The sequence below is a fragment of the Klebsiella sp. A-Nf5 genome (assembly GCF_002810545.1).
GTDB classification, from domain to species: domain Bacteria; phylum Pseudomonadota; class Gammaproteobacteria; order Enterobacterales; family Enterobacteriaceae; genus Klebsiella; species Klebsiella variicola.
In genome coordinates this window covers 1-14,721 of the sequence record NZ_PIOG01000291.1, presented here as the reverse complement: position 1 = coordinate 14,721, position 14,721 = coordinate 1, and the positions used below count along the sequence as shown (strand labels likewise).

The 14,721-nt window shown below is 57.8% G+C and carries 14 protein-coding genes; 7 read left to right on the top strand and 7 right to left on the bottom strand.

Annotated elements, in window-relative coordinates; translation table 11 throughout:
* The first annotated feature begins 23 nt into the window (after positions 1-23).
* Positions 24-893 carry a phosphoribulokinase gene (locus tag CWM53_RS29995; RefSeq protein WP_061153123.1) on the top strand — a complete coding sequence of 290 codons (870 nt, stop codon included), beginning with the start codon at positions 24-26 and terminating at the stop codon, positions 891-893.
* A gap of 55 nt (positions 894-948) precedes the next feature.
* On the opposite strand, the gene CWM53_RS29990 is transcribed toward CWM53_RS29995, so the two are convergent.
* Positions 949-1,353: an OsmC family protein gene (locus tag CWM53_RS29990; RefSeq protein ID WP_004202200.1), complete on the bottom strand. Its 405-nt coding sequence runs from the start codon at positions 1,351-1,353 to the stop codon at positions 949-951.
* A 306-nt stretch (positions 1,354-1,659) separates the two neighbouring features.
* On the opposite strand from CWM53_RS29990, the gene crp reads away from it, so the two are divergent.
* Positions 1,660-2,292, top strand: a complete 633-nt coding sequence (gene crp / locus CWM53_RS29980; RefSeq protein WP_000242758.1) for a cAMP-activated global transcriptional regulator CRP — start codon at positions 1,660-1,662, stop codon at positions 2,290-2,292.
* 51 nt (positions 2,293-2,343) lie between these two features.
* A complete protein-coding gene (locus CWM53_RS29975; protein ID WP_100631044.1) occupies positions 2,344-4,422 on the top strand; it encodes a YccS/YhfK family putative transporter in 2,079 nt (692 codons plus the stop codon).
* Here the strand turns inward: CWM53_RS29975 and argD are convergent.
* The 5 genes from argD to ppiA form a co-directional block, all read right to left on the bottom strand.
* Positions 4,412-5,632: a bifunctional acetylornithine/succinyldiaminopimelate transaminase gene (gene argD, locus CWM53_RS29970; RefSeq protein WP_100729737.1), complete on the bottom strand. Its 1,221-nt coding sequence runs from the start codon at positions 5,630-5,632 to the stop codon at positions 4,412-4,414. The two genes, CWM53_RS29975 and argD, sit on opposite strands and share 11 nt — an antisense overlap.
* A 90-nt stretch (positions 5,633-5,722) precedes the next feature.
* Positions 5,723-6,286 carry an aminodeoxychorismate synthase component 2 gene (gene pabA, locus CWM53_RS29965; protein WP_074387071.1) on the bottom strand — a complete coding sequence of 188 codons (564 nt, stop codon included), beginning with the start codon at positions 6,284-6,286 and terminating at the stop codon, positions 5,723-5,725.
* 32 nt (positions 6,287-6,318) lie between these two features.
* Entirely contained in the window at positions 6,319-6,921 is a 603-nt protein-coding gene (locus tag CWM53_RS29960; protein WP_074387070.1) for a putative adenosine monophosphate-protein transferase Fic, read from the bottom strand.
* Positions 6,911-7,078 (bottom strand): YhfG family protein, encoded by a 168-nt coding sequence (locus tag CWM53_RS29955; protein WP_012540423.1) that lies wholly within the window; start codon positions 7,076-7,078, stop codon positions 6,911-6,913. Before CWM53_RS29955 ends, CWM53_RS29960 begins: the two co-directional genes overlap by 11 nt.
* Positions 7,079-7,184: 106 nt before the next feature.
* Positions 7,185-7,754, bottom strand: a complete 570-nt coding sequence (ppiA, locus tag CWM53_RS29950; RefSeq protein ID WP_002920238.1) for a peptidylprolyl isomerase A — start codon at positions 7,752-7,754, stop codon at positions 7,185-7,187.
* Between the two features lie 277 nt (positions 7,755-8,031).
* Here ppiA and tsgA point away from each other — a divergent pair, with 277 nt between their 5' ends.
* The gene (gene tsgA, locus CWM53_RS29945; protein WP_061153118.1) at positions 8,032-9,219 is read left to right on the top strand and encodes an MFS transporter TsgA; all 1,188 of its coding nucleotides are present in this window, start codon (positions 8,032-8,034) and stop codon (positions 9,217-9,219) included.
* Here tsgA and CWM53_RS29940 read toward each other — a convergent pair.
* Positions 9,216-10,538, bottom strand: a complete 1,323-nt coding sequence (locus CWM53_RS29940) for a cytosine deaminase (RefSeq protein WP_061153117.1) — start codon at positions 10,536-10,538, stop codon at positions 9,216-9,218. The two genes, tsgA and CWM53_RS29940, sit on opposite strands and share 4 nt — an antisense overlap.
* 238 nt (positions 10,539-10,776) lie before the next feature.
* On the opposite strand from CWM53_RS29940, the gene nirB reads away from it, so the two are divergent.
* From nirB to cysG, 3 genes are all read left to right on the top strand, one after another.
* Positions 10,777-13,320: a nitrite reductase large subunit NirB gene (gene nirB, locus CWM53_RS29935; protein WP_100729736.1), complete on the top strand. Its 2,544-nt coding sequence runs from the start codon at positions 10,777-10,779 to the stop codon at positions 13,318-13,320.
* The gene (gene nirD, locus CWM53_RS29930; RefSeq protein WP_074387068.1) at positions 13,317-13,643 is read left to right on the top strand and encodes a nitrite reductase small subunit NirD; all 327 of its coding nucleotides are present in this window, start codon (positions 13,317-13,319) and stop codon (positions 13,641-13,643) included. The genes nirB and nirD overlap by 4 nt, the downstream gene beginning before the upstream one ends.
* Positions 13,644-13,795: 152 nt before the next feature.
* Positions 13,796-14,721 (top strand): siroheme synthase CysG (gene cysG / locus CWM53_RS29925; protein WP_100750911.1); only part of this gene is annotated, 926 nt, incomplete at its 3' end.

Genomic DNA, 14,721 nt, shown 5'->3' with positions numbered 1-14,721 from the left:
CATCGTTTAACCAGGGAGTTGTTATGTCTGCCAAACATCCGGTGATCGCCGTCACGGGCTCCAGCGGCGCGGGCACTACCACCACCAGCCTTGCCTTTCGCAAAATCTTCGCACAGCTAAACCTGCACGCCGCGGAGGTAGAAGGCGACAGCTTTCATCGCTATACCCGCCCGGAAATGGACATGGCGATCCGCAAGGCGCGGGATCAGGGCAAACATATCAGCTACTTTGGCCCGGAGGCGAATGACTTCGGCCTGCTGGAACAGACCTTTGTCGACTATGGCCGCCACGGAAAAGGCCAGTCGCGGAAATACCTGCACACCTATGACGAAGCCGTGCCGTGGAATCAGGTACCGGGGACCTTCACCCCCTGGCAGCCGCTGCCGGAGCCGACAGATGTACTGTTCTATGAAGGGCTGCACGGCGGGGTTGTCACGCCGCATCATGATGTCGCCAGCCATGTCGACCTGCTGGTCGGCGTAGTGCCTATCGTTAACCTCGAGTGGATCCAGAAGCTCGTTCGCGACACCAGCGAACGCGGCCACTCCCGGGAGGCGGTGATGGACTCGGTCGTCCGCTCGATGGAAGACTACATCAATTTCATCACCCCACAGTTTTCCCGCACCCATATCAACTTTCAGCGCGTGCCGACGGTGGACACTTCCAACCCGTTTGCTGCGAAAACTATTCCCTCGCTGGACGAGAGCTTTGTGGTGATCCATTTCCGTAACCTGCAGAATATCGACTTTCCCTGGCTGCTGGCGATGCTGCAGGGGTCGTTTATCTCGCACATGAACACGCTGGTGGTGCCGGGCGGTAAAATGGGGCTGGCGATGGAGCTTATCATGACGCCGCTGGTCGAGCGCCTGATGGAAGGCCGCAAGATCGGCTAACAGAAAAAACCCCGGCCAGGCCGGGGTTGAGATGCTTCACTATGGCAGGTGAAGACTACGCCTCGATCACTTCATAGGAGTGGGTGATCTTCACCGCTTTTTCCAGCATCAGTGCCACCGAGCAGTATTTCTCTGCCGACAGATCCACCGCACGGGAGACCGCGGCATCTTTCAGCGCCTTACCGGTGACGATAAAGTGCAGATTAATATGCGTAAACAGACGCGGTGCCTCTTCGCGGCGCTCAGACGTCAGCTTCACTTCACAGTTGGTCACCTCATGGCGACCTTTTTGCAGAATGGAGACGACATCGATCGCACTGCAACCGCCCGCCGCCATCAGCACCATCTCCATCGGGCTGGGTGCCTTATCCCCGGAGTTGCCATCCATCAGAATCTGGTGTCCTGACGCGGACTCCCCGATAAAGGTTAACCCTTCAACCCATTTCACACGCGCTTGCATAAAATTTAACTCCAGTATCGCAATTTTCCTGTCAGATTACGCGCACATAACAATTCTCGCAACGGAAGGCGACCTGCGTCATGCTGAAGCGAGACACCAGGAGACATGCGGCGAAAGCTATGCTAAAACAGTCTGGATGCTACAGTATTACATTGATGTACTGCATGTATGCAGAGGAGTTCACATTACGGGCTGTCGAAAAATCATCAGCCAGCTTCCCAGGTATAGGGAAACAATACGATTGCATGCCCGGACGCCGTGTAGTGTCGGCGCCCGGAGATAGCTTATAACAGAGGATAACCGCGCATGGTGCTTGGCAAACCGCAAACAGACCCTACCCTTGAATGGTTCTTGTCTCATTGCCACATTCATAAGTACCCATCAAAGAGCACGCTGATCCACCAGGGTGAAAAAGCAGAAACGCTGTACTACATCGTTAAAGGCTCCGTGGCTGTACTCATCAAGGATGAAGAAGGTAAAGAGATGATCCTCTCCTACCTCAACCAGGGCGATTTCATCGGTGAATTAGGCCTGTTTGAAGAGGGTCAGGAGCGTAGCGCCTGGGTACGGGCGAAAACCGCATGTGAAGTGGCCGAAATCTCTTATAAGAAATTCCGTCAGCTGATCCAGGTTAACCCGGACATTCTGATGCGTCTCTCTTCGCAAATGGCTCGCCGTCTGCAGGTCACGTCTGAGAAAGTGGGCAACCTCGCCTTCCTCGACGTGACGGGCCGTATCGCCCAGACGCTGCTGAACCTGGCGAAGCAACCCGATGCCATGACCCACCCGGACGGTATGCAAATTAAAATTACCCGTCAGGAAATTGGTCAGATCGTCGGCTGCTCTCGTGAAACAGTTGGCCGTATTTTGAAAATGCTGGAAGATCAGAACCTGATTTCCGCACACGGTAAAACTATCGTCGTCTACGGCACCCGTTAAGTTGCTAAGCGGCGTATTGCTCCTGCAGTACGCCGTTCTTGTTTTTCCCTCATGTGGCGCAGGCTGATTTACCACCCGGAAGTCAACTATGCACTGCGGCAAACGCTGGTGCTGTGTCTGCCTGTGGCCATCGGTCTTCTGCTCGGCCATCTCCAGCAGGGGCTGTTGTTTTCCTTAGTGCCCGCCTGCTGCAACATTGCCGGTCTTGATACCCCGCATAAGCGCTTTTTCAAACGCCTGATTATCGGCGGCTGTTTGTTTGCCGGATGCAGTCTGGTCGTGCAGTTGCTGCTCGCCCAGGACATTCCTTTGCCGCTTATTCTCAGCGGTCTGGCGCTATTGCTCGGCGTCACCGCGGAGATCAGTTCGCTGCACGCTCGCCTGCTGCCCGCGTCGCTGATCGCCGCTATCTTTACCCTGAGCCTGGCGGGCAATATGCCCATCTGGGAACCACTGCTGATCTACGCTTTCGGTACGCTGTGGTACGGCGTGTTTAACTGGCTCTGGTTCTGGCTGTGGCGCGAACAGCCGCTGCGGGAGTCGCTCAGCCTGCTTTACCGGGAACTGGCTGACTATTGTGAAGCCAAATACAGTCTGTTGACCCAGCATACCGATCCGTCGACCGCCCTGCCGCCGCTGCTCACCCGCCAGCAGAAGGTAGTCGACCTGATTACCCAGTGCTATCAGCAGATGCATATGCTGGCCGCCAACCAACGCAACGATCACAAGCGTCTGCTGCGGGCGTTCCAGGTTGGGCTGGATCTACAGGAACATATTTCGGTTAGCCTGCATCAGCCAGAAGAGGTGCAAAAGCTGGTGGAACGCAGCCATGCCGAAGCGGTGATCCGCTGGAATGCGCAAACCGTCGCTGCCCGCCTGCGCGTGCTGGCGGATGATATTCTCTATCATCGCTTTCCGCAGCGCTTTCAGATGGATAAACAGATTGAGGCTCTGGAAAAGATCGCCCGCCAGCATCCGGACAACCCGGTCGGTCAGTTCTGCGCCTGGCACTTTAGCCGTATCGCCCGGGTGCTGCATACCCAGCGCCCCCTGTATGCCCGGGATCTGATGGCCGACAAAGAGCGTCGTTTACCGCTGTTTCCCGCGCTAAAGAATTATCTGTCGCTGAAATCACCCGCACTGCGCAATGCCGCCCGCATCAGCGTGATGCTGAGCGTCGCCAGCCTGATGGGCAACGCCCTGCATTTGCCGAAGCCCTACTGGATCCTGATGACGGTGCTCTTCGTCACGCAAAACGGCTACGGCGCCACGCGGGTGCGAATTGTTCACCGGGCGGCGGGAACGCTCGCCGGTCTGGTCATCGCCGGGCTAACCTTGCACTTTCACGTTCCGGAGAGCTATACCCTGAGCGGGATGCTGCTGATTACCCTGCTCAGCTATCTGATCATCCGTAAACACTATGGCTGGGCGATGGTAGGCTTTACGGTGACGGCGGTGTATACCCTGCAACTGCTGACGCTCAACGGCGAACAGTTTATTGTCGCCCGGCTTATCGACACGCTTATCGGCTGCCTGATCGCCTTCGGCGGGATGGTCTGGCTCTGGCCGCAGTGGCAGAGCGGCCTGCTGAAAAAAAACGCCCACGATGCGCTGGAGGCCGACCAGCAGGCGATTCGCCTGATCCTCAGCGCCGACCCGAAAGCCCCCGCGCTGGCCTACCAACGCATGCGCGTCAACCAGGCGCATAACGCGCTCTACAACTCCCTGAATCAGGCGATGCAGGAGCCCGGGTTTAATACCCACTATCTGGAAGATATGAAGCTGTGGGTGACGCACAGCCAGTTTATCGTCGAACACATCAACGCTATGACCACCCTCGCCCGGGAGCACACGATGCTGACCCCGGATCTTGCCCAGCGCTATCTCGAATCCTGTGAGATTGCCCTGCAGCGCTGCCAGCAGCGGCTGGACAGCGATGGTCCCGGCAGCGCAGGGGATGCCAATATTCTGGAGTCGCCGGAAACAGAGGTGCCGAACGGTCCGTTAAGCACCCTGGAGCAACACCTGCAACGCATTCTGGGCCATCTGAACACCATGCATACCATTTCGTCAGTGGCATGGCGTCAGCGGCCGCATCATGGCATCTGGCTGCGGAAAATCAGCCGTTAATCACCTTTGCCACTGCCAGGGCAAAGCGCGCCATCCCCTCGGCAATATCCTGCTCTTCGATGATCAGCGAGGGAACAAAACGCATCACGTCCGGCCCGGCGTTGAGCACCATGACGCCGGCTTGCGCAGCGGCATAGAGGAAATCGCGCGCGCGGCCCTTGTGCTGCGGCTTGAGTTCGGCGCCAATCAGCAGGCCCATCCCGCGAATATCACTGAACAGATCAAATTCAGCATCCAGCTGCTGCAAGTGTTTGACGAACAGTTCGCGCTTCGCGCTCACGCCATCCAGCACCGCCGGGGTATTGATCAGGTCGAAGGCGGCGTTGGCGACCGCGCAGGCCAGTGGGTTGCCGCCATAGGTTGAGCCATGGGATCCCGCATGGAAGGCACTGGCGATCTCATGGGTGGTCAGCATGGCGCTGACCGGGAAGCCGCCGCCGAGCGCCTTGGCGCTGGTCAAAATATCCGGAGTCACACCGTAGTGCATATAGGCGAACAGCGATCCGGTACGCCCCATGCCGCACTGCACTTCATCAAAGACTAACAGCGCCTGGTGCTGATCGCACAGCTCACGGAGCCCCTGCAGGAAGGCCGGCGTCGCTGCCGTCACGCCGCCTTCGCCCTGAATCGGCTCCACCACCACCGCGCAGGTGTGGTCATCCATCACCGCTTTTACCGCCTGCAGGTCGTTGAAGGGAACATGGACAATGTCCGCCGGTTTCGGGCCGAAACCATCGGAGTACTTCGGTTGCCCGCCGACGGAAACGGTAAACAGGGAGCGGCCATGGAAGGCATTATGGAAGGCAATGATTTTGGTTTTATACGGGCTATGGCGGGTCACCGCATAGTGACGCGCCAGCTTGAAGGCCGTTTCATTGGCTTCAGTCCCGGAGTTCATAAACACCACGCGCTCGGCGAAGGTGGCATCGACAAGTTTACGTCCCAGACGCAGCGCTGGCTCATTGGTAAAGACGTTGCTGGTGTGCCACAGCGTTTCGCCCTGCTCGTGGAGCGCCGCCACCAGCGCCGGGTGGCAATGACCGAGCGCCGTCACCGCAATGCCGCCAGCGAAATCGACATACTCTTTGCCCTGCTGATCCCAGACGCGGCTGCCTTTCCCTTTCACAGGGATGAATTCTGCTGGTGCATAAATCGGCAAAATAACTTCATCGAATGTGGCGCGGGTAATTGCCGGTTGTTCAGTTGCCATGTCTTGCCCATCCCTCTTCGTTATGCAGATATAATCATGAAAATATAATCACAAAATATGCATAAAAAATCAGTCAATGGCAACTGAAAATCACCGCTTCAGAAAGTTTTCCAGCAATTGATGGCCCTGCTCGCTGAGGATGCTTTCCGGATGAAACTGCACGCCCTCAAGATCCCAGTCGCGGTGGCGGATCCCCATAATCTCAGCGCTGGCGCTGCGGGCGGTGACGATAAACTCGGGCGGGAGCGTCGGCGGGTCAATAACCAGCGAGTGATAACGGGTCACCGTCAGAGGATTATTCAGCCCCTGAAACACCCCTTCGCCGTTATGCTCGATAAGCGAGGTTTTACCATGCATCACCTGTGCCGCCCGTACGATGGTCGCGCCAAACGCCTGGGCTATCGCCTGGTGCCCGAGACAGACGCCCAGTAGCGGCGTTTTCCCCGCATAGTGGCGGATAATCGCGAGGGAAATCCCCGCCTCATTCGGCGTACAGGGGCCAGGCGAGATCACGATCTTCTCCGGCGCCAGCGCCGCTATCTCCTCCAGCGTCAACGCATCGTTGCGCCTGACCAGTACTTCCGCACCCAATTCACAGAAGTACTGATACAGATTCCAGGTGAAAGAGTCATAGTTATCGATAAGCAGGATCATAGTGGCTCCGGAACAATCAAAACCGGGCTATTCTACTCAGATTCCCGCGCTTCGCTTACCACTTTGCGAAAGATCGCCACCAGCGGAGCCGGATCGCCCATCGCGCTCTGCTGGCAGGCCGCGTTCCAGCCGGCAGGGTCGACGTCACGCCAGTCAAGAAGGTAGCCGGCATGTATCGCCAGCTGTTCAAAGAAAATGCGCTGGGTCAGGCCATTGCCAAGACGAAAAGGGTGCAGCACATTAATTTCACCATAGAACCAGCTCAGGCGTTCGATAAAGGTATCGCGCGGCAGGCCGCTAAGGTAATCCTCCTGCTCAAGGGCCTGCATCAGGGCGTTCCCCTCCTCCTCGATCCGGGCAAAATGGCAGAACGGCGTATCGCCCAGGTAGAGGTTCACTTCGCGCAACCGCCCCGCCCAGTCAAACAGGTCCTGGTACAGCTGATGATGAATCGCGCACAGATAGGGTAAGCCGCGCACGCGCGGGCCCAGCGGCAAGGTTGCCGCCCGCAGCGCCGTCATCTCAAAGGCGGCCTGTTGCAGATTTTTAGACTGACGGATGCCGAGGCGGTTGCGCAGGACGTTCAGCGTCGGGTAGAGGTAAGGATCGCGTTCATCACCAAATTTATCGCTCATACTCCCTCCGCAGCGTCGCCAGACGCGCCAGCGCCTCCTCGGCAGTCAGCGTAACCAGCGGCACCGTCACACCTTCAAGGCGACGACTGGCCTGAAAATTGGTATTGCGTGTCTGTTCCCAGAGTCGGGATTTTTGCTTTTCGGTGAGTGGACGCATCGTCGCCCCCCTTATCGTCCCCTATGTGCCACAAGTATAAGCAGCAATTTCAGGTTATGCCGGGAGGCGACCGGACGCGGCGATAGCACACCGCGCCGTGGAAGGATTAGGGCAGCACTTTCGCAGAGAGGATAACGACTGGTTTGGTCGGCACATTCTGGTACGGGCCGACGTTATGGGTCTGGACCTGGGAGATCTTATCCGCAACGTCCATACCTTTCACTACCTTGCCAAACACCGCATAGCCAAAGTCGCGCTGACCATGGTCAAGGAAGGCGTTATCCGCCACATTGATGAAGAACTGGCTGGTGGCGCTATCCTGATCGGCGGTACGCGCCATCGCGATGGTCCCGCGGGTGTTGCGCAGGCCGTTGTCTGCTTCATTCTTGATCGGCGGGTTAGGCTGTTTCTGCTGCATCTGCTCGTTAAAGCCGCCGCCCTGCACCATGAATCCCGGGATCACGCGGTGGAAGGTGGTGTTGTTGTAGAAGCCACTGTTGACGTACTTCAGGAAGTTATCCACGGAAATCGGGGCTTTCTGGCTGTTTAACTCAAGCTCAATATTACCTGCCGAGGTGGTCAGCAGCACATGCGGATCGCCCTTTGCCGCCATGGCCGGGGAGAAAGCTGAAATGGCGAAAACGGCAGCCATCGCCGCCAGTGTTGATTTGAGCATGGAAATTCCTTAACGGAGCAGAATAAAAGCGAGTGCCTTGATTCTAAAGAGCCTTTGCATCCTGGGCCAGCCTTTTACCAAATTTTACTTAGCTGTAATAATTGTAACCGCGCAAACGTTATCCTGTGCGACGGATAAAGTGTGATGAAAGTCACATTAAACTATGCAAAAGATAACCACTTTCACAATAAACATTTGATTACATCACCTGAACGAATAAAATCTGTCCGCCCGGCGCAGCGTCAACGCGCTTTACCTTTCTATTCACAGGCCAGTCATGACTAACAGCAACCGTATTAAGCTCACATGGATCAGCTTCTTCTCCTACGCCCTGACCGGCGCGTTGGTGATCGTCACCGGGATGGTGATGGGTAACATTGCGGATTATTTCCATCTGCCCGTTTCCAGTATGAGCAACACCTTTACCTTTCTGAACGCCGGTATTCTGATCTCCATCTTCCTCAATGCCTGGCTGATGGAAATCGTGCCGCTGAAAACTCAGCTGCGCTTTGGCTTTATTTTGATGGTGCTGGCGGTGGCCGGCCTGATGCTCAGCCACAGCCTGGCGCTGTTCTCCGCATCGATGTTTGTTCTCGGCCTGGTGAGCGGGATCACCATGTCGATCGGGACCTTCCTGATCACCCATATGTATGAAGGCCGTCAGCGCGGGGCGCGTCTGCTGTTTACCGACTCCTTCTTTAGTATGGCGGGAATGATTTTCCCGATGGTCGCCGCCGTCCTGCTGGCGCGCAGCATCGAGTGGTACTGGGTTTACGCCAGTATCGGTCTGGTGTATGTCGCCATTTTCGTCCTGACTTTTGGCTGTGATTTCCCGGTGCTGGGCAAAAAAGCGCAGAGCGAAAACAGCCAGCCGGTAGTGAAAGAGAAGTGGGGCATCGGCGTGCTGTTCCTCTCCGTTGCGGCGCTGTGCTACATCCTCGGTCAGCTGGGCTTTATCTCCTGGGTACCGGAATATGCGAAGAGCCTGGGCATGAGCCTCGGGGATGCCGGTAAACTGGTGAGCGATTTCTGGATGTCCTACATGATCGGCATGTGGTCATTCAGCTTCATCCTGCGCTTCTTCGACCTGCAGCGTATCTTAACCGTCCTCGCCGGGCTCGCGACGGTGCTGATGTACCTGTTTATCAATGGTTCGCCAGAGCACATGCCGTGGTTTATTCTGACTCTGGGCTTCTTCTCCAGCGCCATCTACACCTCGATCATTACGCTCGGCTCGCAACAGACGCGGGTCGCTTCGCCGAAGCTGGTGAACTTTATCCTCACCTGCGGCACCATCGGCACCATGCTCACTTTCGTCGTCACCGGCCCGATTGTGGCTGCCAGCGGTCCACTGGCAGCGCTGCACACCGCTAACGGCCTCTACGCCGTGGTGTTCGTGATGTGCTTTATCCTCGGCTTCGTCTCCCGTCACCGCCAGAACAACGCTCAGGCGGCGTCTCACTAAGCCTTCGGCCCCTTTGCGTCCGCAAGGGGGCTGTTCCTCATAAAAGAGAGCTCCTCGCCACCGCGGTCGGTCTGGATCCAGGTTTGCGCCAGCTGGGTGGTCGCGATCACCCTTCCCTGGCGAATTGACCAGCGCACAGGCACCTGGCAGCGGACGGCCTCAAAGCCATTCTCCGCCGGGAGAATGATCAGGTTAGCCGGGTTGCCGCTGACAATGCCGTAATCCTCCAGGCCAAACGTGCGGGCGCTGTTGTCGGTGATAAGCTTCAGGCCGTCGTTGATCTGCTGGTAGCCCATCAGTTGGCAGACGTGCAGCCCCATATGCAGGACCTGCAGCATATTGCCGGTCCCCAGCGGGTACCATGGGTCAAAGACGTCATCATGACCAAAGCACACGTTGATCCCCGCCGCCATGAGTTCCTTCACTCGGGTAATCCCCCGTCGCTTCGGGTAGTCATCAAACCGGCCCTGCAGATGAATATTCACCAGCGGATTGGCGACAAAGTTGATACCAGAGAGCTTAAGCAGGCGAAACAGGCGCGAGGTATAAGCGCCATTATAGGAGTGCATGGCGGTGGTATGGCTGGCCGTCACCCGCGCCCCTATCCCCGCCTTTAACGCCAGCGCGGCAACGGTTTCGACAAAGCGCGACTGTTCATCGTCAATTTCATCGCAGTGAATATCCAGCGGGCGGTCATATTTCTGCGCCAGCCGGAAGGCGATATGCAGCGACTCCACACCATATTCACGGGTGAACTCAAAATGCGGGATGGCCCCAACGACGTCCGCTCCCAGCTTGAGGGCCTCCTCCAGCAGCGCCTCGCCGTTGGGGTAAGAGAGGATCCCTTCCTGCGGAAAAGCGACAATCTGCAACTCGACCCATGGCGCTACCTCCCGTTTGACCTCCAGCATCGCCTTCAGCGCTGTTAACGTGGGATCGGAGACGTCGACATGAGTGCGGACAAACTGCACGCCATTGGCGATCTGCCACTTCAGGGTTTTCCACGCCCGGGCTTTGACGTCCTCATGGCTGAGCAGCGCTTTTCGCTCCGCCCAGCGCTCAATCCCCTCGAACAGGGTGCCGGACTGGTTCCAGTGCGGCTCGCCGGCCGTCTGGGTGGTATCCAGGTGGATATGCGGCTCAATAAAAGGCGGGATCGCCAGCCCACCGCGAGCGTTCAACACTTCGTAGCTTTCGTCGCTCGCCTCGCCCATCGGCGTGATCTCGCCAAAGCGGCCCTTATCAATCGCTATCTGCCACAGGCCGTCGCGGTCTGCCAGGCGTACGTTCTGAATTAACCAAAGCGGCGCTGCTGTCATATCACCTTCTCCATTCAATATGGCTAGTTTTCTGCCCAACCCCAATCGCGGCTCATCCAATTCTTGTACACAAAATCAGCAAAAAGGAAAAGCCAGCGTTTTCCATAACTTATAAAAATACTGACAAATCAATCATATACCCATTAAGTGGTAGGTGAAGTTGTCATTGATTTGCATCAATAAGCCTGATGGCTGAATCGTTAAGGTAGGCGGTAATAGAAAAGAAATCGAGGCAAAAATGAGCAAAGTCAGAATCGCTATCATCGGTAACGGCATGGTTGGCCATCGCTTTATCGAAGAGCTTCTCGATAAGGCGCCTGCCGGACAGTTCGACATTACCGTGTTCTGTGAAGAACCGCGTATCGCCTACGACCGTGTCCACCTGTCGTCTTATTTCTCCCACCATACCGCAGAAGAGCTGTCGCTGGTGCGCGAAGGTTTCTATGAGAAACACGGCGTCAAGGTGCTGGTCGGCGAACGGGCGATCACCATTAACCGCCAGGAGAAGGTGATCCACTCCAGCGCCGGGCGCACCGTGTTCTACGACAAGCTGATTATGGCGACCGGCTCATACCCCTGGATCCCGCCGATTAAAGGCGCGGAAACTCAGGATTGCTTCGTTTATCGCACCATTGAAGATCTTAACGCGATTGAATCCTGCGCCCGTCGCAGCAAACGCGGCGCGGTGGTCGGCGGCGGCCTCCTTGGCCTGGAAGCCGCAGGCGCGCTGAAAAACCTCGGCGTGGAAACCCACGTGATCGAGTTCGCGCCGATGCTGATGGCCGAGCAGCTCGACCAGATGGGCGGCGAGCAGCTGCGGCGCAAAATTGAAAGCATGGGCGTGAAAGTTCACACCAGTAAAAATACCAAAGAGATCGTCCAGCAGGGCACTGAGGCGCGTAAAACCATGCACTTCGCCGACGGTAGCGAGCTGCAGGTCGATTTCATCGTCTTCTCAACCGGGATCCGCCCGCGCGATAAGCTGGCCACCCAGTGCGGGCTGGCAGTCGCCCAGCGCGGCGGCATCATGGTCAACGATAGTTGCCAGACTTCCGACCCGGACATCTACGCGATCGGGGAATGCGCCAGCTGGAACAACCGCGTGTATGGTCTGGTCGCTCCGGGCTACAAAATGGCCCAGGTGACCGTCGACCATCTCCTCGGCAGTGAAAACAGCTTCACCGGCGCCGACCTGAGCGCCAAGCTGAAGCTGCTGGGTGTGGACGTGGGCGGGATCGGCGATGCCCACGGCCGTACGCCGGGCGCCCGCAGCTACGTTTATCTCGACGAAAGCAAAGAAGTCTACAAACGTCTTATCGTCAGCGAAGACAACAAGACCCTGCTCGGCGCGGTACTGGTCGGCGACACCAGCGATTACGGCAACCTGCTGCAGCTGGTGCTCAACGCTATTGAGTTGCCGGAAAATCCGGATTCGCTGATCCTCCAGGCCCACGCCGGCAGCGGCAAGCCGTCGATCGGCGTCGATAAACTGCCGGACAGCGCGCAGATTTGTTCCTGCTTTGACGTCAGCAAAGGCGACCTGATCGCCGCCATCAACAAAGGCTGCCACACCGTAGCGGCGCTGAAAGCGGAAACCAAAGCCGGTACCGGCTGCGGGGGCTGTATTCCGTTGGTGACGCAGGTGCTCAACGCCGAGCTGGCGAAACAGGGCATCGAAGTGAACAATAACCTGTGCGAACACTTCGCTTACTCCCGCCAGGAGCTGTTCCATCTGATCCGCGTGGAAGGCATTAAAACCTTCGACGAACTGCTGGAAAAACACGGTCAGGGTTATGGCTGCGAGATCTGTAAGCCGACCGTCGGCTCCCTGCTGGCCTCCTGCTGGAATGAGTACATCCTCAAGCCGCAGCACACGCCGCTGCAGGACACCAACGACAACTTCCTTGCCAACATTCAGAAAGATGGCACCTATTCGGTGATCCCGCGCTCCGCTGGCGGCGAAATCACACCGGAAGGGCTGGTCGCCGTGGGCCGTATTGCACGCGAATTCAATCTGTACACCAAGATCACCGGCTCCCAGCGCATCGGCCTGTTTGGCGCGCAGAAAGACGACCTGCCGGAGATCTGGCGGCAACTGATTGAAGCAGGCTTCGAAACCGGCCATGCCTACGCCAAAGCGCTGCGAATGGCGAAAACCTGCGTCGGTAGCACCTGGTGCCGCTACGGCGTCGGGGATAGCGTCGGCTTCGGCGTGGAACTGGAAAACCGCTACAAAGGCATCCGCACCCCGCACAAAATGAAGTTCGGCGTCTCCGGCTGCACCCGCGAATGTGCGGAGGCCCAGGGCAAAGACGTCGGGATCATCGCCACCGAGAAAGGCTGGAACCTGTACGTGTGCGGTAATGGCGGGATGAAGCCGCGCCACGCCGATCTGCTGGCCGCGGACCTCGACCGCGAGACGCTGATTAAGTATCTCGACCGCTTTATGATGTTCTACATCCGCACCGCCGATAAGCTGACCCGCACCGCACCGTGGCTGGACAACATGGAAGGCGGCATCGACTATCTGCGCAGCGTCATCATCGATGACAAGCTGGGCCTGAACGACCATCTGGAAGAGGAGCTGGCTCGCCTGCGCGCCGCCTTCGCCTGCGAGTGGACCGAAACCGTCAACAACCCGGCGGCGCAGACCCGCTTCAAACACTTTATCAACAGCGACCAGCGCGACCCGAACGTTCAGGTGGTGCCGGAACGTGACCAGCACCGCCCGGCCACGCCGTATGAGCGTATCCCGGTTACTCTGGTGGAGGAAAAAGCATGAGCCAGTGGGTAAACATCTGCAGCATCAACGACATCCTGCCGGCCACCGGCGTCTGCGCGCTGCTCGGCCAGCAGCAGGTGGCGGTCTTCCGTCCCTACCATGACGAGCGGGTATTCGCCATCAGCAACATTGACCCGTTCTTCAACGCCAGCGTGCTATCTCGCGGGATTATCGCCGAACATGACGGCACGCTATGGGTTGCCAGCCCGCTGAAAAAGCAGCGCTTCCGCCTGAGCGACGGCCTGTGCATGGAAGATGCCAGCCACTCCATCGCCCGCTTCGACGCCCGGGTGAAAGACGGCCAGGTGCAGCTTAAAGCGTAAGTCCCCTTCCTCCCCCCGGTTACGGGGGGAGACATAAGCAACACTTCTGACCGACAATGCATGAGTGCGGGATAAGTCGCATGTTTTGTATTACCTTTGCTGCTATTCTACGACCACGCATTTTCTACCCCTTATTTTCATGAGGTTATTCTGTGGATCACTTACCCATATTCTGCCAGTTGCGCCAGCGCGATTGTTTACTGGTTGGCGGCGGGGATGTCGCCGAACGCAAGGCCCGCCTGCTACTGGATGCCGGCGCGAACGTCACGGTCAATGCGCTCGACTTCACCCCGCAGTTTCAGGTGTGGGCCGATTCACAGATGCTAACCCTGGTGCAGGGGGAGTTTATCCCCTCGCTGCTGGACACCTGCTGGCTGGCCATTGCCGCTACCGATAATGAGACGGTGAACCAGCAGGTCAGCGATGCGGCCGAAGCGAGGCGTATCTTCTGTAACGTGGTGGATGCCCCACGTCAGGCCAGCTTTATTATGCCATCCATCATTGACCGCTCGCCGCTGATGGTCGCCGTCTCTTCGGGCGGGACATCGCCGGTACTGGCGCGCCTGCTGCGCGAGAAGCTGGAGTCAGTCTTACCCCTGCATCTCGGCCAGCTGGCCCGCTATGCCGGCCATCTGCGCGCGCGCGTTAAGCAGCAGTTTGCCAGCGTGGGCGAACGTCGCCGCTTCTGGGAGAAGCTGTTTGTGAACGACCGGCTGGCGCAGTCGCTGGCCAATGACGATCGGCAGGCGGTGGCGGATACCACCGAGCAGCTACTGACGGAGCCATTGGAGCATCGCGGCGAGGTCGTCCTGGTTGGCGCCGGTCCCGGTGACGCCGGGCTGCTCACGCTCAAAGGCCTGCAGCAGATCCAGCAGGCCGACGTGGTGGTTTATGACCGGCTGGTTTCCGACGACATCATGAATCTGGTGCGTCGCGACGCTGACCGGGTATTCGTCGGCAAACGTTCTGGCTACCACTGCGTCCCGCAGGAGGAGATCAACCAGATCCTGCTGCGTGAAGCGCAAAAAGGAAAACGCGTGGTCCGGCTGAAAGGCGGCGATCCCTTTATCTTTGGCCG